Genomic DNA, 18,753 nt, shown 5'->3' with positions numbered 1-18,753 from the left:
GCGGCCAGGAGACGCCACCATGGGTGACCCCAGAGGATTCATGAACCACGGCCGGGAGCTGCCGCACCGGCGGCCCGTTCCCGTGCGACTCAAGGACTGGAAAGAGGTCTACGAGCCCTTCGACCGCGACCAACTGAAGCTGCAGGCGTCCCGCTGCATGGACTGCGGCATCCCCTTCTGCAACAACGGGTGTCCCCTCGGCAACCTCATCCCGGACTGGAACGATCTCGTCTACAGGGACCAGTGGCGCGAGGCGATCGAACGTCTGCACGCCACGAACAACTTCCCGGAGTTCACGGGGCGCCTCTGTCCCGCGCCGTGTGAGGGCGCGTGCGTGCTGGGCATCAACGACGATCCGGTCACCATCAAGCAGGTGGAGGTCGAGATCATCGAGCGCGCCTGGGCCGAGGGCTGGGTCACCCCGGTCATCCCCGAGCACCGCACGGGGAAGAAGATCGCCGTCGTGGGCTCCGGTCCGGCCGGGTTGGCTGCCGCCCAGCAACTCACGCGGGCCGGCCACACCGTCACGGTCATCGAGCGGGCCGACCGCATCGGCGGCCTGCTGCGCTACGGGATCCCCGAGTTCAAGATGGAGAAACGCTTCGTCGACCGTCGCCTCGCCCAGATGGAGGCCGAGGGAACCGAGTTCCGCGTCAACTGTGAGGTCGGTGTCGACATCGGCCACGAGGAGCTCGTGGCGAGCCACGACGCGGTCGTTCTCGCCTGTGGCGCGACGCAGTGGCGTGACCTGCCGATCCCTGGTCGTGAGCTCGAGGGCATCTGGCAGGCGATGGAGTTCCTGCCTCTGGCGAACAAGGTCCAGGAGGGTGATCTCGCCGATCACCCGTACTCCGCGGCCGGCGAGAACGTCGTGATCATCGGCGGTGGTGACACCGGTGCGGACTGCCTCGGCACCTCACACCGTCACGGGGCCGCCTCGATCCGCCAGTTCGAGATCATGCCGCGTCCCCCCGACACCCGTGACGACTCGACGCCGTGGCCGACCTGGCCGCTGCAGTACCGCGTCTCCTCGGCCCACGAGGAGGGCGGTGAACGGGTGTACTCGATCAACACGCTCGAGTTCGTCGGTGACGAGGCCGGTCACGTCCGCCAGTTGCGCACCGTCCAGGTCGAACAGACCTTCTCCGACGGGCGGATGAGCTTCGAGCCCGTCGATGGCACCGAGGAACTGGTTCCCGCCGACAAGGTCCTGTTGGCCATGGGCTTCACCGGTCCGGAGCGCAGTCCGCTTGTCGAGGGTCTCGGCGTCGATCTGGACGAGCGCGGCAACGTGCGTCGTGATGACGCCTGGATGTCGAGCGTGGAGGGCGTGTTCGTGGCCGGCGACATGGGGCGCGGTCAGAGCCTCATCGTGTGGGCCATCTCGGAGGGGCGTTCGTGTGCGGCCTCGGTCGACGCATGGTTGATGGGCGACACCCTCATGCCCGCCAACCTGGTGCCGAGCGCACGACCCCTGCGCTGATCCACAGGGCACTGAACCGCCCCGCGGTCACCGTCGTCGTCGTCCACCGCGACGCGCCGGACGCCTTCGCCCGCACCGTCGACAGGCTCCGACACCAGGACGTCGATCTGTCGCTGATCGTCGTCGACAACGCATCGGATCCGGCTGCTCTCGCAGCCGTGCGCACCGCGGCGCCCGACGCGGAGATCGTCAGGTCGGCCACCAACCTCGGTTTCGGCCCGGCGTTGAACGTCGGATTGCGCAGATGGTTGCGACGTGGGGTGGGGGAGTGGGTCGCGGTCGCTCCCCACGACGCTCTTCCCGACGGCGGGGTGATCGCCCGTCTGGTCGATGCCGGGGCGGGGCGGTCGCGGGCCGGGCTCGTGAGCGCGGACGTGGGTGATCAGGCCGTCCCACGTATCGACCGCTATTTCGGAGCAATCTGGGGCCCGGCGACGGTCAGCGGGGGATGGGACGACTGTGACTATCCCCACGGCACGCTCTTCGTCGCGCGGCGGGAGTGCCTCGCTCAGATCGGCATCTTCGACGAACGGTACTTCGCATACAACGACGAGGCCGACCTCGGGGCCCGCGCCCGGGCGCGGGGATGGGAGGTGGGTCTCGTCCGATCCGCGATGGTCGCGAACCCGTCGACCGCGACGCCGACGTGGATCGTGGACTACCTCCGTACGCGCAACACCGTCCTGCTCGTCCGCGATCACGGCGGTCGCTGGCCCATGACGGTCCGTCTCGTGATGGGGGTCGGCCAGACCCTCCATCATCTGCTGCGACCGCGCCTGCGTGCCCCGTGGTTCGTCCCGGCGGCACGCTTCCGTGGCCTCGCCGACGCGCTCCGGGGACGGTTCGGTCCTCCACCGCCCCGGCGTCAGGCGACGTCGCCGCCCTCGACGGCGGCGAGTCGGGGCCGCACCTTGACGAGGTAGTAGGTCGACACGACGAGCCCTACGGGGAGGACGAGAACACCGAACAGGACGCCGCCGATCCACACCACCTGACGTCGGTCGGTGAGCGCCCACACCCATGGCGGGCGGCGGGCCGCGTCGAGCAGCGCCCACATGCTGAGCGCCAGCGGGACCGACACGAGCACCGTGACGACGATCGCAACGGTGAGGTCACCCATATGAGCTCCGGCCCCCGAGCCTCACGGCGCGGCGTCGAGGAACTCGAGTGCAGCGTCGATGAACCCGAAGGAGCGGGGTAGGGCGAAGTGGTCGACGCCGCCCAGGACGACACACCTCGCGTCGGGCAGTGCCTCGGCTAGAGGTTCCGGCGGGCCCTGGTCGTCGCGGTCGCCGATCACCACGAGACAGCGGGCGTCGACGAGGGCCAGGTCGGCCGGATCGAGAGGCGGGCGGGCGTGGCTGATGCAGGCGAGGAGGGCGTCGCGGTCACTTCCCGGTTCTGAGGCGAGGGCCTCGAAGTGGCGGGCCACGACGTCGTCGCCCGCCTGTCCCATCAGCGCCGCGGCGACACGTTCGCGCATCGCCGTGTCGTCGGTGAGGAGGCCGGCGCCGACCCCGCCGACGACGATGCGTTCGAAGAGCCCGGGGGAGCGCGTAGCGAGGGTGAGCAGCGTCCGCGCACCCAACGAGAATCCGACGGCGTCATAGGGGCCGTCGCCGATCGTGGCGGCGACGTGGTCCTCGAGACCGGCGTAGGCCTGCGGATCATGGGGCCTGGGTGCCTCGCCATGGCCGAGCAGGTCGACGGCGACGACTTCGCGGCCGGCGTCGGCGAGCAGGTCGATCCAGCCGGTTTCGCCCCAGGTCCGTGCCGCTGTGGTCGCGAAACCGTGGAGGAGCACGACGGGCGGTGCCATCAGCGTCGGTGGGTGACGAATGTCAGACCGTCGCCGACCGGCAACATGACGGCCTCGACCCGGTCGTCGGCCGCGAGCGCGTCGTTGAATCGCCGCAGTGCGACCGTGTCGGCGCCGTCGTCGTCACCGACGACGTCGCCGCCCCACAGGACGTTGTCGAAGATCATCACACCACCGGGGGACAGGCGACGCAGGATCTCCTCGAAGTAGTCGGCGTACCCCCCTTTGTCCGCGTCGATGAAGGCGAGGTCTATCCGCGGCTCGGAGGGAAGTGCCCGGAGGGTCTCGGCCGCGGGCGCGATGCGCAGGTCGATGCGGTCGGCCACTCCGGCCATCTCCCAGTGGCGGCGGGCGATCGTCGTCCACTCCTCGCTGACGTCGCAGCACATCAGCTGGCCCCCGGTGGGCAACCCGCGGGCGATGCACAGGGCCGAATAACCCGTGAAGGTTCCGACCTCGACCGCGAAACGCGGAGCGAGCAGACGGGTCAGCATTGTGAAGAACGCGCCCTGCTCCGGTGCGATCTGCATGCGTGACATCTCGCCGAGTGTCTCGGTCTCGATCCTGAGAGCTTCGAGCCCGGGATCGGGCGGTGTTCCGTGAGCGACGAGATACGAGTGGACGTCGCTGTCGAGGAAGAAGGACTTCGGGCCGGCCATCGCCTCAACCTAGTGCGGGCGGCGATCGCAGCGGGAGCCCTCGTCGGGCGCCCGAAAACGCACGAGGACCCCGAGTAGCCTTCCGCAGAGCGGTCAGCTTCTCGGGGCCGTCCCGTGCGGTCCGTTCCCTCGGCGTCGGGCCACCCCCTGGGGGGTGCCCCTCGGTCGTTCCCGCCGGCGTCACCGTCACCTCGGCTCTCGCCTCGATGTCGGCTACCCGGCCGGATGACGGTGCGGACCTCCGACCCTCGAGCCGTCGGCCCGCCCCGTCGTCGGCGTTCCGCAGAAACACCGACCGGTTCAGGTCCTGACCACCCGACCCCGGGTCTCCGTGCGGTCGTCCCGGTCACCCGGTCCGGCCGTGCGCCGCCCCTCCTGTCGGCCTCCCGGTCTCCCGTTCGGCCCTCGTCAGGACGGTCCGGGTTCCATCGTTCCGGTTTCCCGGATCGTCTTCCCCCGGAGAGGCTTGTGATGAGCGGACCCTTTCCCCGGGTTTCCCCGAGGGAGCGGTCCCTCTTCCACTCGCTTCCCGTCGCCGTGTGGCTGGAGATCACACTGCCGGTCGCGAACTCCCTGGTCAAGGGTGATTTTCGAAATCCCCAGCGTTATCCACCGTGGTCGGAGGTAATCCCCAGTTCGCGTGGGGAAGTACCCAGGTTTACCCACAGGTCAGCCGCTGTGACCGGTCGTCGCGTCGCCGGGCCAGCTCCCGCGCGCCCGCAGCACCTCCCGGAGTGCATGTGGCCGGTCGGTCATGATGCCGTCGACGCCGAGGTCCAGGAGGCGGTGCATCTCGAGTTCGGCGTCGATCGTCCAGACGTGCACCTGCATGCCCCTTTCGTGGGCCTCGCCCACGAACCTGCGATCCACGAGGGTGATGCCGCGCATCGACGGCGGCACCTGTACGCACTCACCGACGATGCGGCCCACCGGCATTCCGTAGCTCGCCGCGCGCAGTGCGGTGACCGCCCTGGGTCCGAGACTGGTGCACAGCGCCGGGCCGAGCTTCGAGCGCAGCGTCGCGATCCGCCGGTCCGAGAAACTCCCGATGCACACGCGGTGAACGGCTCCGGCCCGCTCGATCTCCTGCGAGAGCGGCTCGACGACGGCGTCGGATTTCGGGTCGATGTTGATGAACGTGTCCGGGAACCGTTCCAAGAGCTCCGTGATGGTGGGGACCCGGTGTTCCCCTGCGATGCGTGCCGAGCGGACGGTCGCCCAGTCCAGGTCCGCCAGCGAACCCGTGGTGTCGCTGACGCGCCCGAGGGTGTCGTCGTGGAACGCGACCACCACGCCGTCGGCGGTGATGCGTGCGTCGGTCTCGATGTGGGTGAAGCCCAGGTCGATGGCCGCGGCGAAGGCGGCGATCGTGTTCTCGGGGTGCTCCTCGGCGCCGCCACGGTGTGCGATCGCGATCGGGAGCGGATGGTCGAGGAAAGGGTGCGGGCCCACGGCGCCGATCCTAGGACGTCGCGTCGAAGGGTCCGGTGGCCGCGTGCCGCCACGCTACGGTGGACCCGGTGGACCCCCTCGACGCCTTCGCCGAACTCGTCGGTGGCGACGGTTCCTTCGAGGTGGAGGAGGGTGCGATGCTCGTCGCGGCACTCGGCCGCCCCGAGGTCGACGTGACGAGGGAACTCGCACGTCTCGACGAACTCGCGGCTTCGGTCGCCGCGCCGACACTGAGTGGTCTGCGACACACGCTCTTCGACGACCTCGGCTTCCGCGGGAACGTCGAGAACTACTACGACCCGGCCAACTCGCATCTCGACCGGGTGCTCGCCACCAGATCCGGAATCCCCATCACCTTGGCGGTCGTGACCATGGCTGTCGGGCGGCGCTGCGGTGTGCCCCTCGCCGGTGTGGGCATGCCCGGGCACTTCCTCGTGCGCGACACCACGGCCGAGGCGGTGTTCGTCGATGCCTTCGACGGCGGTCGACTCCTCGACGTCGCCGGCTGTGAGGCGCTGTACCGGCGCATCAGCGGTGACGTGCGTGCGTTCGAACCGGCGTTCCTCGACCCTGTCGGAGATCGCGACATCCTCGAGCGGATGCTCACGAACCTGACGGTGATCCATCTGCACCGTGGCGACACGGCCGCTCTCAAGCTCGTGACGAGGGCCCGCCTGTGTATTCCGGGCGTCGGTATCGAGGTCGTGGACGCCGCTGTGACGTCGCTCGCGGCGAGCGGCCGGTGGGACGAGGCCGCCGAGTTGATAGAGACGGCGATCGAGGTGCACGGCGATGCCCTCGCCGAAGACGTGGCCACGGCCTATCGCAGCCGGGTGAACGGCCTGTTGGCTCGTCTGAACTGATCGCCGCGCAACGCTCGACAACGTACCTGCAAGCGCTTACGGTGCCGCTGACACGGCATCTCGGAGGGATCGAGGCCCACGTGCAGAGAAGAACGAAGATCATCGCGACGATCGGCCCGGCATCGGACGATCCGGCGGTGCTCGCCGACATGATCGAGGCGGGCATGGACGTCGCCCGCATCGGTCTCGCCCATTCGGATCTCGACGGTGCAATCGCCCGCTACAAGCGCATCCGGGCCGTTGCCGCCGAGATGCGCCGCGACGTCGGGATACTCATCGACCTGCCGGGTCCGAAGGTGCGGACCGCCTCGTTCCCCGACGGTGGCATCACAGTCGCGATGGGTGATCCCATCAACGTGCGCGTCGGCAACGACGCCAGCACGGCCACCGACATCGAGGTCGACTACGAACACCTTCTCGGCGACGTCATCGCGGGTGACCTGCTCACCTTCGGTGACGGCAACGTCGAGATCGAAGTCCTCGCGATGAAACAGGACCATTTCGAAGCCCGGGTGACCCACGGCGGCTCGCTGGAAGGGCGTCCGGGGCTGCGCATCCCCGCCGATCGTCTCAGCGTGTCGACCCCGACACCCTCGGACCTGCTCCAACTCGACGCGTTCGTCGACGAGGGCGTCGACATCGTCGCCGTGTCCTTCGTGCGCTCGGGTCACGACCTGCGCCACATCGCCGTGGAGCCCCACCCCCGCGGGCCGCTCATCGTCGCGAAGATCGAGACGAGAGCCGCGGTCCACAACCTCTCGGGGATCATCGCCGAGTCCGGCGGGATCATGGTCGCCCGGGGTGACCTCGGCGTGGAGTGTCCGATCGAGGAGGTCCCCCACCTCCAGAAGCGGATCATCCGTGAGTGCATCGCCAGCGGTCTTCCGGTCATCACCGCCACGCAGATGCTCGACTCGATGGTGACCTCGCCGATGCCGACCCGCGCCGAGGCGACGGACGTCGCGAACGCCGTGTTCGACGGATCCTCGGCTGTGATGCTGTCCGCGGAGACGGCCATCGGCAAACACCCTGCGAAGGTCATCGAGACCATGGCGAACATCGCCCGACGGGCCGACATGGAGTTCGACTACGAGGGCTGGGGAAAGCGGATCACCGAGGAGCACGAGCTCGGCGACGACGAGGCGGCGGCGATCACCGACGCGATGACGATGGCCGCCTGGCGCGTCGCCCGCGAGCTGGACCTCGCGGCGCTCATCTGCGTGTCCGGCAGCGGCTTCACGGTTCGTTCCATGGCCCGGTTCCGTCCGAAAGCCCCGATCCTGGGCTTCAGCGCCAACCCGCGTACGGTTGCGCAGCTCACGATGAGCTGGGGCGTCAAGCCCATCCTCGCGGAGCGCGTGTCGAGCTACGAGGAGCGGATGACGAGCGCGATCGAGCGGGCCCGCCGAGAGCGTTTCGTCCAGTCGGGCGATCTGGTCGGCGTCCTCGCCGGCGTCGACAGCTCAGGGCGCAAGACCGACATTCTGCGCCTCGTGCACGTTCCCTAGGCACCCCCACACCAGGAGACAGCGATGAGTGACAGTCCGGTAGGACTGAGCCGCAGCGGCCCACCCGAGACGATTCTTCCGCCCGAGCCCACCGATGTGATCGAAGGACTCGCAGCAGCGACGGCGGCGGCCGATGTGGGCGCGCGCCGCGAGGCGCTGCGGGGGCTCATCGCGGACCATCCGACGTGCCTGGAGGCGTGGGCGAGGCTCGGCGACGACGGTCGCGACGTCATCGAGAGCTACGCCTACTACCGGGTCGGCTACCACCGTGGACTCGACCGGCTCCGCGCGAACGGTTGGCGGGGGAGCGGTTTCGTGCGCTGGGAGCACCCGACGAACCGGGGGTTCCTGCGGGCTGTCGCCGGTCTGGAGAGGTGCGCGGCGGCCATCGGCGAGGTCGACGAGCAGATCCGCTGCGCCCAGTTCCTCCAGCAGCTCGATCCCCGTTGGGACCCCGCGTTCCTGGCAGCGGACTGAGGGCGTTGCCCGACGGGGTTCGGCGGCCGGTCGTTTGGCACCATGGGGCCATGGCACAACCAGGTGGAACACCCGTCGTCGGCCCCTTTCCCGAAGGAGTCGATACCGACTCCGAACGCGAGGAGTACGACAAGCTGCGCCGACGCGTCCTGTGGACGATGCCCTACGGCCTCTACGTCGTCGGGTCCGCGGAGCCCGGAAACCCCCTGCGGCGCAATCTGATGACTCTCAACTGGGCGACACAACTCTCGTTCGATCCGAAGTTGATCGGCATCGGGGTCGAGAACTCCGCGTTCACCCACGAGTTGATATCCGCCGGCGGGGTGTTCTCGCTGAACACGGTGGCCCGTGAGGACCGCGCCATCATCCGCAAGTTCACGAAGCCCGTCGAGGTGGACGTCGAAGCCATGACGCTCAACGGCTTCGCCTTCCACGACGGCGCCACGGGCGCACCCGTGCTCGACCAGGCACCGGCGTACATGGACTGTGAGGTCCGCGACGCTCTCGAGTTCGGGCACCACACCTTCTTCGTCGGCGAGGTCGTCGACTGCGGTTTCCAGGCGGACGAGGACACCGAACTGCTGAGGATGGAGGACACGAGGATGTCCTACGGCGGCTGAGATGTCGGCTCCGCCGGTAGCGGCCTTCACCGGCTTCGTGCTGGCCGGCGGAAGCTCACGCCGGATGGGTCGCGACAAGGCACTGCTCGAGGTGAACGGAACGCCCCTCGTGCTCCACGCATGCGCGGCGCTGGAGACGGCCGGTGCCTCCACCGTGAGCGTCGTCGGCGGCGACGCTGCGGCACTCGGTGCTCTCGGTCTCGTGACGGTCCGCGACGAACACCCCGGGGAGGGGCCGCTGGGCGCGATCGTCACGGCTCTGGGGACCGGGGTAGGCGAGGACGTCGCGGTTGTCCTCTCGTGCGATCTCGTGGACCCCTCGCCCGCCAACATCGCGGCGCTGGCTGCACGGATCGGGCCGGGCGTCGACGTCGTCGTGGCGTCCCTCGGAGGGCGGCCACAGTGGCTCCATGCGGCGTGGTCGTCGGGCGCTCTCGGTGCGCTCGACAGGAGCTTCGCTGCAGGCGAGCGCTCCATCGGGCGGGCGACGGGGGCACTGGTGGTCGAGGTCGTGGACGTTCCCGAGCCCGACCGTCTCCGCGACGCCGACACCCCGGCGGACCTGTCGTCGATCCTCCGTGAGCGCGGCGACCGCCGATAGCATCACGTTCAACGAGGTGCACCGATGAGCATTCCCAGTGTCGACATCGCCCAGTTCGCGGCAGCCCTGCGCGCCGGCGCGTCCACCGTCGATGTGCGTGAGGACGACGAACTCGCCACGGCGCGCCTCGACGGTGCCGTCCACATCGCTCTGGGGGACATCCCCCGACGATGGTCTGAGGTCCCCGACGGGACCGTGTATGTCCTGTGTGCCCGGGGCTCCCGCAGCGCCCGTGCGGTCCAGTATCTGCGGGGCAAGGGGATCGACGCTGTCAACGTCGACGGTGGGATCGTGGCGTGGCTCGAGGCCGGCCTCCCGGTGGAGTCCGATGAGGGGTGACTGAAAAGGCGACCGGACCCGAGATCGTCGCCGACGCAGGTCGCCTCGAGGAGGTCATCGACACCGCGGTCGCCCACCCGGCCTACGCGATCGACACCGAGTTCCACCGCGAGCGCACCTACTACCCCAAGCTCGCGCTCGTTCAGCTGGCATGGCCCGGAGGGCTGGTCGTCATCGACCCGCTCGCGGTCGACGTCGCTGCGCTCGGACGGCTCCTCGCCGACGGCGGTGTGGCGGTCCTGCACGCCTGCTCCCAGGACCTCGAGGTACTCGAAAGGGTGACTGGTGAGACGCCGGCGGACCTCTTCGACACCCAGGTGGCCGCCGGTTTCGTCGGCCTCCGTTCACCGTCGCTCGCAGCCCTCCATGACCAGCTCCTCGGACGACGCCTGCCCAAGGGTGACCGCCTCACGGACTGGCTGCGACGCCCACTCAGCGACGACCAACTGGAGTACGCCGCCGCGGATGTCCGCCATCTCCTCGAGATCCACGCGGAGCTCGTGACACAGCTGACCGACCGGGGACGTCTGGAGTGGGCCCGGACGGAATGCGAGATCGTCCTCGCCAAGGACCGGTCGGGGCGTGATCCCGACGAGGCCTGGCGCAGGGTGAAGGAGGCCCGGCAGCTGCGGGGACGTAACCGGGCGATCGTGAGGGCGCTGGCCGCATGGCGGGAGCGTCGGGCGGCTGAACTCGACATCCCGGTCCGCTACGTCCTGCCCGATCTCGCCCTCGTGTCCATCGCTCAGCGGCCACCGCGTGACGTCGCCGCTCTGTCCGGCGTGCGCGGCCTCGACGACCGCCACCTCAAAGGTGGAACAGCCGAGGCCCTCCTGGCGACCATCGCCGAGGTGGACGACGAACCCGCGGCCGCCGAAGAGGACCCTCCGCAACGGTCGCTGCCCCGTGATCTACGCCCCGCTGTCTCGCTGGTGGCGTCGTGGATCACCCAGATCGCCGCGGACAACGACCTCGATCCCGCGCTGGTCGGCAGCCGCGGCGACGTGGAAGGTCTGCTACGGGGGGACGAGGACGCCCGGTTGTCGATGGGATGGCGTGCTGATCTCGTCGGCGCCCCGATCCGCCGACTCGTCGCCGGAGATGCGGCGCTTGCGTTCGACGGTCAGCGTCGCCTCGTGCTCGAGGAACGCTCACGGCGTCGCCTTGGTGACGCAGGGAGGTCGGATGCGGGGATCGGGTGACGATAGGATGGCGGCTGGCCCCACACGTCGATGCGGATTCGGAGTCTGACCGTTGAAGAAGGGACGACACCGGCGCTACGAAGAGGCGAGGGCGCTCAAGCAGACGAGCGACGACCTCGACGCTCTCTTCGAGGACAGGGAGGAACCCTGCCCGGAGTGCGAAGCGCTGCCCGGCCATGACCACAAGTCCTGGTGCGAACTCGGAAAGAACGAGCCGGTGGCAGACACCGTCGACGACGTCGATGGTCTGTTCCCGGACTGAGCTGCCCGCTCACGACGTCGAGGGTCTGTTCCCGGGCTGAGCTGCCCGCTCACCCTTCGGTCTGGTCGAGGATCTCTCCCAGGCGGACGATGTCATCGGCGGAGACGACACCGATGAAGCCGTCGTCGTCGTCGGTGATCACCAGCAGGTCGGTGTCGATCCGTTCCATCGTCGCCACGGCGTCGCGCAGTGTCCACGAGGGCCGGCCGGCCGGAACGGCGTCGACGACATCCGCGACCGTGGTGGTCTCCCAGTCCTCGCGCGGGATCGCCTCGACGCCGTCGAGCCGGCACACGCCGAGATAGCGCCCGCCGTCGACGACCGGCACGAGCTTCTGTCGCCGTCCCAACACGTGGAAGTAGACGAACTCGGACACGGTCGCGTCCGGTGGCACCGTCATCACGTCGGTGTCGAGTGCGGACGTGACCGGGAGCGTGAGGCGGTGCTCGAGGTGGCCGCGCCGTTCGTCGTGCTGGTAGCTGGCCACCGATGCGGACCCGGCCACCAGCTGGGAGACGGCCGCCGCGATGAGCGCGGGTACCACGAACGGGGAGCCACGGGTGGACTCGGCGACGAACATGACCGCGGCGATCGGAGTGCGGTATCCGGCACCGAGGAAGGCCGCGAGACCGAGGGTGGGGTAGAGGGTGGTGTCGTCCTGGCCCACCGCCTCGCCGATGAAGGCACCCATCAACAGGCCCTGAACGGCGAGCGGGATGAACAGCCCGCCCGTACCGCCGCCGACCACGGTCGTGAGGGTGGCCACCATCCGGAACGCGAACAGCCCGGCGATGAGACCCAGGGCACGGTCCGTCTCGGTCAACCAGTCGATGGCCTCGATGCCGGGGCCGAGGCTCAGTGCCTCGTCGTAGACGGCGTCGGTGGCGATGGCGAGACCAGCGAGGATCACCGCGGCAGCCACGAGCCGACGGGTGATGTCGACGTCGCGGACCAGAGCCTTGGTGTGACGCACGAACCACCCGAACGCTCGTCCGCCGAGACCCGCAGCGAACCCGAGTAGCGCTCCACCCAGCATGTCGATGATGCGCAACTCGGGCTGATCGCGGCCGAGGAACTCGCGCCCGAGAAACGGAAACACCGGAGCCGCGTTGCCCACGATGGCGATGAACACGAGGTAGGCGGTCGCAGACGCGAGCAGCGCCGGGAGAAGGGCACGACGGGTCACGTCGTCGCGGTAGGGCGCCTCGAGAGCGAACAGGACACCGGTGGCCGGTGTCTTGAAGATGGCCGCGACGCCGGCGGCGGCCCCCGCGGTGAGGAGCATCTTCGATTCCTCCCGGGTGAACAGGCGTCCGAATCGCGTCTGCAGGTTGTGGCCGATGGACGAGCCCGCGTAGATCGACGGTCCCTCGAGGCCCATCGCCCCGCCGAGCCCGATGGTCGCCACGCCCGCGGCGAGTTTGGCGGGGAGCTGTCGAAGAGGCAGGTCCGGCGACCGGGAGTGGAAGGCACGGATGAAGTCGTCGCTGGTACGCGGTGTCGCCTCGGGTCCACCGCCGTAGCGCAGGATCAGCGCCGACAACACGAGACCGACGCCCGGCGCGATCGCCAGGACCCACAGCGGCTGATCGAGCAGCGTCGACAGGACCGCCTCCTCCGTGAGGCGCTCGAAGCCCGCGACGAGGACACCGACCAGAATGCCTACGGCCACCGATGCCAGCAGAGTCCGGGTCAGACGTCCCGAGGGTCGGAAGCCGGATAGCCCGGATCGTAGGTTCACGACTCGTCCCCGATGCCATGCGAGGGACCGCACGCGTGTGTCATGTCTTCGTCAGGGGCCACCGAAGAACCGATGCTACCGTCCCCGTCGGCCCGATGGCCCGCAGGGGAGGAGACGAGGTGGCCGGAGAATTCGACGACATCAGGGGACGCCTCGAAACGATCTCCGAGGAGCTGGCCGATCTGGCCATCGCGCGCCTCCGGGACTCCATCGACGCCGGGGGGACGGAACTTCCGGTGGACGAGAAGCGCATCACCCGGGCCCGCCGTGCAGTGGAGAAGGCCATCGGTCTCCTGAGCGAACGCGACGACACGTTCTGAGAGACGGCGCCCGTCAGACACCCACCGGGGCGGATTGCTCGACGGGTGGGACGCCGTAGAGCGTGGTCCGCTGAACGAGGCGACGTCCGAGCGGTTCGACGATCCGGGCGAAGTCGGCGGGACCGACCTCCTGGCCGTGTTCGGCACCGGCTGCACGCGAGATGTTCTCGTTCATCAGCGTTCCGCCGAGATCGTTGACACCGGCCTGCAGACACTGGGATACACCGGGCAGGCCGAGCTTGACCCACGACGCCTGGATGTTGGCGATGGTGTCGCGATAGGCGATGCGTCCGATCGCGTGCATCAACAGCACTTCTCGGAACGTCGGCCCACGTCGCGAACCCTTCCGCAGGTAGATCGGCGCGGCCATGTGCACGAAGGGAAGCGGCACGAACTCCGTGAAGCCACCGGTCTCACGCTGTAGGTCCCGGGTGCGCACGATGTGGCGGGCCTGGTGGACCGGGTTCTCGACGGACCCGAACATGATGGTGACGTTCGAACGCAGGCCCACCGAATGGGCCGTGCGGTGCGCCTCGAGCCACTCGTCGGTCGTGATCTTGTCGGGGCACAGCACGGCGCGGATCTCGTCGTCGAGAATCTCGGCCGCCGTCCCCGGAAGGGACTTGAGGCCGACGTCCATGAGGCGCCGCAGGTAGTCCGCCAGCGGCTCTCCGAGACGTCGCGCTCCCTCTGTGACCTCGAGGGCCGTGAACCCGTGGACATGGATGTCGGGGACGGCCTCGGTCACGGCGCGGGTCACGTCGATGTAGTAGTCCCCGTCGAAGTCGGGGTGGATCCCACCCTGGAGACAGACCTCGGTGGCTCCCTTCGCAGCGGCCTCCGCGGTGCGGCCCGCGATGTCGTCGAGGGTCAACAGGTACGGGTCGCCGCGCAGGTTCAGCGACAACGGACCCTTCGAGAAACCACAGAACCGGCACTTGAACGTGCACACGTTCGTGTAGTTGATGTTCCGGTTGGCTACCCAGGTCACGTCGTCTCCGACGATCTCCGCCCGGAGCTCGTCGGCGACCTCGGCCACCGCTGCGACCTCCGGGCCGCGGGCCGTGAACAGGGTCACGATCTCGTCGACGCCGACTTCTTCTCCGGCGCGCACCCCGGCGAGGACATCGCCGACCGGGCCGTGCGCGGTCGCTCGGGACGGCAGCAGCACCGGGGGGTCCACCGGCGCACCCGAGTACCAGCCCCCGTCGTCGTCGCGACCGAGACCCTCGGCATCGCTGCGGTCCATCACGGCGAACCGCAGACCGGGATCGATCCACGTTTCTGCACCGAGTACGTACGACGGGTGCACCGTCAGCCGGGGTGCGAGGACGTGGCCGACGCTCCCGGTCAGGTCCCGCAGGCGGTCGAGGCTCGGCCAGGGACGCTCGGGGTTCACGTGATCGGCGGTGACGGGTGAGACACCTCCGAAGTCGTCGATGCCGGCTCGGATCAGCGTGGCGGCATCGTCGGAGAGATTGGGAGGAGCCTGCACGGTCACGTCGGCCGGGAGGATGAGTCGGGCGAGTGCGATCGCTTCGATGAATGCGTCGTCGGGGCACGGCGCCGCCGCGTGCATCCCGGTGCCGGGCTTGGGCAGGAAGTTCTGGACGATCACCTCCTGCACGTGGCCGTGGCGGCGGTGCGAGTCTGCGATGGCTTCGAGTGCCTCGACACGTGATGCGCGGGACTCGCCGATACCGACCAGGATCCCTGTCGTGAACGGGATGGCGAGCTCGCCGGCGGCCTCGAGCGTTGCGAGGCGCCGTTGTGGAGTCTTGTCAGGTGAGCCCCGGTGACACTCGAGGTCGGGGTCGAGGCTCTCGAGCATCATCCCCTGGGACGGTGCCACCTCCCGCAGTCGGGCGAGTTCATCGCGGTGCAGCGCTCCTGCGTTGGCATGGGGCAGGAGGCCGGTCTCGTCGAGCACGAGGGCGGCCATCGCCGCCAGGTAGTCAACCGTCGATCCGTAGCCGTTGCGTTCGAGCCAGTCCCGTGCGACCGGATAGCGCAGCTCAGGCCGCTCGCCGAGAGTGAACAGGGCCTCGTGGCAGCCGACCGCCGCGCCGCGGCGCGCGATGTCGAGCACCGCCTCGGGCGTCAGGTAGGGCGCGTCCAGGCGTGCCGGCGGCTGCGCGAACGTGCAGTAGCCGCACTTGTCGCGGCACAGCATCGTCAGTGGGATGAACACCTTCGGTGAGAAGGTGATCCGGCGACCGTACGTGTCGTCGCGGACCGCGCGGGCCGCCGCCGTCAGGTCGGCCAGATCACGGCCGAGGAGATCACCTGCAGCGTCGGACACCGTCAGCCCAGTCCCTCGGCTCGTTCGCCGAGCGTGCCCAGAACCTCTCCGAAGGACTTGGCGAACGAGGCGACACCCTCGTTCTCGAGCCGCTCGGACACGTCGGCGAGGTCGACGCCGACCCGGGGGAGTGTGTCGATGACCGAGTGGGCGTCGTCGAGGCCCGTGTCGATGGTGCGGGCCGGGGTGCCGTGATCATCGAAGGCCTCGAGGGTCGCCTCGGGCATCGTGTTGACGGTGTCGGGACCGATGAGAGAGTCCACGTAGAGGGTGTCGGGATAGTCCGGATTCTTCGTGGACGTCGACGCCCACAGCGGCCGCTGGACGCGTGCGCCGCGCTGTGCGAGCGCCTCCCACCGGGGGCCGCTGAACCGCTGCTGGAACAGTTCATAGGCGAGCTTGGCCTGTGCCACCGCAGCGCGGCCCGCCAGCGCCCGTGCCTCGGGGGTGCCGATCTCATCGAGGCGACGGTCCACCTCGGTGTCGACCCGTGAGATGAAGAACGACGCGACGCTCGACACAGTGGAGAGATCGCCGGAGTAGGCCTCGAGACCCGAGATGTAGGCCTCGATCACCTGGTCGTAGCGCTCGATCGAGAAGATCAGCGTGACGTTGATCGACCGGCCCTCTGAGATCATCGTGCGGATCGCGTCGACACCCTCTGCGGTCGCGGGGATCTTCACGTAGAGATTGGGCGCGTCGATCCTCTGGTCCAGCTCGCGGGCGGCGGCCACCGTGCCGGCCGTGTCGTGCGCGAGCTCGGGGGACACCTCGACCGAGACGTATCCGTCGACGCCGTCGCTGGCCTCGTGGACGGGCAGGAGCAATGCGGTGGCGGCACCGATGTCGTCGGTGACGAGATCCCAGTAGGCGTCCTCGATCGACCTGCCCGACCGGGTTGCGGCGCCCAGGTCTGCGTCGTAGACGTCGGTCGACGACATCGCCTTCTGGAAGATCGTCGGGTTCGAGGTGATGCCGCGGATCCCGCGGTCGATCCATGCCTGTAGCTCCCCGCCGGTGATCCAGTTGCGACGCAGGTTGTCCAGCCACGGGCTCTGGCCGTGGTCGGCGTGGAGGTCGTGGAGGTTCGTCATGATTCCCTCTTCCGCGCGGCCAGAAGGCGCCGCGCATGGTCGCTCACGTTGACGGGCTCGATGCCCAACTCTTCCATGACGACGTCCCCCGGCGCCGAGGCCCCGAAACGTTCGATGGACACGACATCGTCGGCGTAGCGGTACCAGCCGAGCGAGACCGCGGCCTCCACGCCGAGGACGGGGATCCCGTCGCCCAGGACCTGGGACCGGTACGCGGCGTCCTCGGCATCGAAGCGCGACCAGCACGGCAACGAGACGACCCGGGCGGCGATGCCGTCGGCGGCGAGCAGTTCGGACGCTGCCACGCACACCGAGACCTCACTGCCCGTACCGGCGAGCACGATCGCCGGATCGGTGACGTCAGTCACGATGTAGCCGCCGCGGTCCACGGCGCCACCCCCGGTGCCTTCGAGCACGGGCACGTTCTGGCGGGTGAGGATGATCGCCGTCGGGCCGTCGTTGTCGATCGCGATGCGCCAGGCGGCGACCGTCTCGTTCGCGTCCGCCGGGCGGATCACGGTCAGGCCGGGGATGGCACGCAGCGCTGCGAGCTGTTCGACGGGCTGGTGGGTCGGACCGTCCTCGCCGACACCGACCGAGTCGTGGGTCCACACGAAGATCGCCTTGGCGCCCGAGAGGGCTGCCAGTCTCACGGCGGGACGCATGTAGTCCGAGAAGACGAGGAAGGTCCCGCCCACGGGCACGACCCCACCGTGCAGCGCCATCCCGACCAGCGCCGAGCCCATGGCATGTTCCCGGACGCCGAAGTAGATCTGGCGCCCGCCGGGATCCGACGCGGACTGTGCCGTCGCTCCCGGGATGGCGGTTCCGGTGTTCCCGGTCAGGTCGGCACCGCCCGACACGAGGCCGGGCACGACGTCCGCCAGCGCCGCCAGACATGCGCCGGAGGCCTTGCGGGTCGCGATGGACTCACCCGGTTCGTAGCTCGGCAGCGCGTCGGCCCAGCCGTCGACACCGGTCCCGGCGAGGCTGACCCGGTACGCGTCGCGGTCCCCGGCGAACGTCTCGAGGCGTTTCTCCCACGCGACACGCGCGGCGCGGCCACGTTCGGCCGCCGCGCGGTAGAACGTGGCGACGTCGTCGGGCACCCAGAACGTCTCGTCGGCCGGCAGGCCCATGGCCTGCTTGGTGCGGGCGATCTCGTCGTCGAAGATGGCGTAGCCGTGCGCGGCGGCGTCACCGGTGTGATCGGGCGAGGGAGTCCCGATCTCGGTGTTGACGATGATGATCGACGGCCTGTCCTCGACCGCCATGGCGTCCCGTACGGCGCCCTCGATCGCGTCGAGGTCCTCGCCGGCTGCACCGATGGACTGCACGTGCCAGCCGTAGGCCACGAAACGCGCCGCGGGATCGTCGGACAACCACATCCCCGTGGGTCCGTCGATGGAGATGTGGTTGTCGTCGTAGATGGCGATCAGGCGGCCGAGCCCGAGGTGTCCGGCGAGCGAGGCCGCTTCGTGGCTCACGCCCTCGGCGAGGTCCCCGTCGCTGCACAGCACGAAGGTGTGGTGGTCACAGAGTTCGGCACCGAAGCGGGCCCGCATCGAGCGTTCCGCGAGTCCGAGGCCGACGCCGTTCGCGAAACCCTGACCGAGGGGGCCGGTCGTGACCTCGACGCCAGGGGTGTGACCGGCCTCCGGATGGCCCGGTGTCGCACTTGCCCACTGACGAAAATCCCGCAGGTCGTCGAGGGAGACGTCGTAGCCCGTCAGGTGGAGCATCGAGTAGAGAAGGATCGACGCGTGCCCACACGACAGGACGAACCGGTCCCTGTCGGGCCAGTCGGGGGTGCCCGGGTCGTAGCGCATGATCCGGGTCCACAACACGTGGGCCACGGGCGCGAGAGCCATGGCGGTTCCCTGGTGACCCGACCGCGCCGCGTTCGGTCCGTCCATGGCGAGTCCCCGCACGACGTCGATCGCCTTGCGCTCGAGCTCGATCTGGCTGGTGTCGGTGGATGTCATGGGTTCTCCGGCGTGGCTGACGGCGG

The 18,753-nt window shown here is 69.2% G+C and carries 19 protein-coding genes; 11 read left to right on the top strand and 8 right to left on the bottom strand.

Annotated elements, in window-relative coordinates:
- Positions 1-19 precede the first annotated feature (19 nt).
- Both RIE08_11580 and RIE08_11575 read left to right on the top strand, forming a co-directional pair.
- Positions 20-1,483 (top strand): glutamate synthase subunit beta, encoded by a 1,464-nt coding sequence (locus RIE08_11580; protein MEQ8718238.1) that lies wholly within the window; start codon positions 20-22, stop codon positions 1,481-1,483.
- A complete protein-coding gene (locus RIE08_11575) occupies positions 1,420-2,406 on the top strand; it encodes a glycosyltransferase (protein ID MEQ8718237.1) in 987 nt (328 codons plus the stop codon). Before RIE08_11580 ends, RIE08_11575 begins: the two co-directional genes overlap by 64 nt.
- On the opposite strand, the gene RIE08_11570 is transcribed toward RIE08_11575, so the two are convergent.
- The 4 genes from RIE08_11570 to RIE08_11555 all read right to left on the bottom strand — a co-directional run bounded on the left by RIE08_11570 (position 2,349) and on the right by RIE08_11555 (position 5,413).
- Positions 2,349-2,603 (bottom strand): hypothetical protein, encoded by a 255-nt coding sequence (locus tag RIE08_11570; GenBank protein MEQ8718236.1) that lies wholly within the window; start codon positions 2,601-2,603, stop codon positions 2,349-2,351. The genes RIE08_11575 and RIE08_11570 overlap by 58 nt on opposite strands.
- Before the next feature lie 21 nt (positions 2,604-2,624).
- A complete protein-coding gene (locus RIE08_11565) occupies positions 2,625-3,302 on the bottom strand; it encodes an alpha/beta fold hydrolase (GenBank protein MEQ8718235.1) in 678 nt (225 codons plus the stop codon).
- A complete protein-coding gene (locus RIE08_11560) occupies positions 3,302-3,961 on the bottom strand; it encodes an O-methyltransferase (GenBank protein ID MEQ8718234.1) in 660 nt (219 codons plus the stop codon). Before RIE08_11560 ends, RIE08_11565 begins: the two co-directional genes overlap by 1 nt.
- Before the next feature lie 669 nt (positions 3,962-4,630).
- Positions 4,631-5,413 (bottom strand): glycerophosphodiester phosphodiesterase, encoded by a 783-nt coding sequence (locus tag RIE08_11555; protein ID MEQ8718233.1) that lies wholly within the window; start codon positions 5,411-5,413, stop codon positions 4,631-4,633.
- Positions 5,414-5,481: 68 nt separating this feature from the next.
- Between RIE08_11555 and RIE08_11550 the strand changes: the two genes are divergently transcribed.
- From RIE08_11550 to RIE08_11515, 8 genes are all read left to right on the top strand, one after another.
- A complete protein-coding gene (locus RIE08_11550) occupies positions 5,482-6,276 on the top strand; it encodes a transglutaminase-like domain-containing protein (GenBank protein MEQ8718232.1) in 795 nt (264 codons plus the stop codon).
- A gap of 80 nt (positions 6,277-6,356) precedes the next feature.
- Complete coding sequence (gene pyk, locus RIE08_11545; GenBank protein MEQ8718231.1) at positions 6,357-7,784, top strand: pyruvate kinase; 1,428 nt, start codon at positions 6,357-6,359, stop codon at positions 7,782-7,784.
- A 24-nt stretch (positions 7,785-7,808) separates the two neighbouring features.
- On the top strand, positions 7,809-8,261 hold the full coding sequence (locus RIE08_11540) for a DUF3151 domain-containing protein (GenBank protein MEQ8718230.1): 453 nt from the start codon (positions 7,809-7,811) through the stop codon (positions 8,259-8,261).
- Between the two features lie 50 nt (positions 8,262-8,311).
- Complete coding sequence (locus tag RIE08_11535) at positions 8,312-8,881, top strand: flavin reductase family protein (protein MEQ8718229.1); 570 nt, start codon at positions 8,312-8,314, stop codon at positions 8,879-8,881.
- A 1-nt stretch (position 8,882) separates the two neighbouring features.
- On the top strand, positions 8,883-9,482 hold the full coding sequence (locus RIE08_11530) for a molybdenum cofactor guanylyltransferase (protein ID MEQ8718228.1): 600 nt from the start codon (positions 8,883-8,885) through the stop codon (positions 9,480-9,482).
- 24 nt (positions 9,483-9,506) lie between these two features.
- Positions 9,507-9,821, top strand: a complete 315-nt coding sequence (locus RIE08_11525; protein ID MEQ8718227.1) for a rhodanese-like domain-containing protein — start codon at positions 9,507-9,509, stop codon at positions 9,819-9,821.
- Positions 9,818-11,023, top strand: a complete 1,206-nt coding sequence (locus RIE08_11520; protein MEQ8718226.1) for an HRDC domain-containing protein — start codon at positions 9,818-9,820, stop codon at positions 11,021-11,023. The genes RIE08_11525 and RIE08_11520 overlap by 4 nt, the downstream gene beginning before the upstream one ends.
- Positions 11,024-11,075: 52 nt before the next feature.
- Positions 11,076-11,285: a hypothetical protein gene (locus RIE08_11515; GenBank protein ID MEQ8718225.1), complete on the top strand. Its 210-nt coding sequence runs from the start codon at positions 11,076-11,078 to the stop codon at positions 11,283-11,285.
- A gap of 49 nt (positions 11,286-11,334) precedes the next feature.
- Here RIE08_11515 and RIE08_11510 read toward each other — a convergent pair whose 3' ends face one another.
- Entirely contained in the window at positions 11,335-12,957 is a 1,623-nt protein-coding gene (locus RIE08_11510; GenBank protein ID MEQ8718224.1) for a chloride channel protein, read from the bottom strand.
- A 188-nt stretch (positions 12,958-13,145) separates the two neighbouring features.
- Between RIE08_11510 and RIE08_11505 the strand changes: the two genes are divergently transcribed.
- A complete protein-coding gene (locus RIE08_11505; GenBank protein ID MEQ8718223.1) occupies positions 13,146-13,346 on the top strand; it encodes a hypothetical protein in 201 nt (66 codons plus the stop codon).
- Between the two features lie 13 nt (positions 13,347-13,359).
- On the opposite strand, the gene cofH is transcribed toward RIE08_11505, so the two are convergent.
- Genes cofH through tkt form a run of 3 tightly spaced genes read right to left on the bottom strand, consistent with a single transcriptional unit; the run spans position 13,360 to position 18,727 of the window.
- Positions 13,360-15,648 (bottom strand): 5-amino-6-(D-ribitylamino)uracil--L-tyrosine 4-hydroxyphenyl transferase CofH, encoded by a 2,289-nt coding sequence (cofH, locus tag RIE08_11500; protein ID MEQ8718222.1) that lies wholly within the window; start codon positions 15,646-15,648, stop codon positions 13,360-13,362.
- Positions 15,649-15,650: 2 nt separating this feature from the next.
- Positions 15,651-16,742 (bottom strand): transaldolase, encoded by a 1,092-nt coding sequence (tal, locus tag RIE08_11495; protein ID MEQ8718221.1) that lies wholly within the window; start codon positions 16,740-16,742, stop codon positions 15,651-15,653.
- Positions 16,739-18,727: a transketolase gene (gene tkt, locus RIE08_11490; GenBank protein MEQ8718220.1), complete on the bottom strand. Its 1,989-nt coding sequence runs from the start codon at positions 18,725-18,727 to the stop codon at positions 16,739-16,741. The genes tal and tkt overlap by 4 nt, the downstream gene beginning before the upstream one ends.
- Between the last annotated feature and the right edge of the window lie 26 nt (positions 18,728-18,753).

This window comes from Acidimicrobiales bacterium, assembly GCA_040219085.1.
Taxonomy (GTDB): Bacteria; Actinomycetota; Acidimicrobiia; order Acidimicrobiales; family JAVJTC01; genus JAVJTC01.
This window is presented reverse-complemented; position numbering and strand designations above follow the sequence as displayed.

Bases quoted from the DNA above. Each gene is read 5' to 3' on its own strand.
- RIE08_11580 (MEQ8718238.1), top strand. From the start codon at position 20: ATGGGTGACCCCAGAGGATTCATGAACCACGGCCGGGAGCTGCCGCAC.
- RIE08_11575 (MEQ8718237.1), top strand. From the start codon at position 1,420: ATGGTTGATGGGCGACACCCTCATGCCCGCCAACCTGGTGCCGAGCGC.
- RIE08_11570 (MEQ8718236.1), bottom strand. From the start codon at position 2,603: ATGGGTGACCTCACCGTTGCGATCGTCGTCACGGTGCTCGTGTCGGTC.
- RIE08_11565 (MEQ8718235.1), bottom strand. From the start codon at position 3,302: ATGGCACCGCCCGTCGTGCTCCTCCACGGTTTCGCGACCACAGCGGCA.
- RIE08_11560 (MEQ8718234.1), bottom strand. From the start codon at position 3,961: ATGGCCGGCCCGAAGTCCTTCTTCCTCGACAGCGACGTCCACTCGTAT.
- RIE08_11540 (MEQ8718230.1), top strand. From the start codon at position 7,809: ATGAGTGACAGTCCGGTAGGACTGAGCCGCAGCGGCCCACCCGAGACG.
- RIE08_11535 (MEQ8718229.1), top strand. From the start codon at position 8,312: ATGGCACAACCAGGTGGAACACCCGTCGTCGGCCCCTTTCCCGAAGGA.
- RIE08_11530 (MEQ8718228.1), top strand. From the start codon at position 8,883: ATGTCGGCTCCGCCGGTAGCGGCCTTCACCGGCTTCGTGCTGGCCGGC.
- RIE08_11525 (MEQ8718227.1), top strand. From the start codon at position 9,507: ATGAGCATTCCCAGTGTCGACATCGCCCAGTTCGCGGCAGCCCTGCGC.
- tal (MEQ8718221.1), bottom strand. From the start codon at position 16,742: ATGACGAACCTCCACGACCTCCACGCCGACCACGGCCAGAGCCCGTGG.
- tkt (MEQ8718220.1), bottom strand. From the start codon at position 18,727: ATGACATCCACCGACACCAGCCAGATCGAGCTCGAGCGCAAGGCGATC.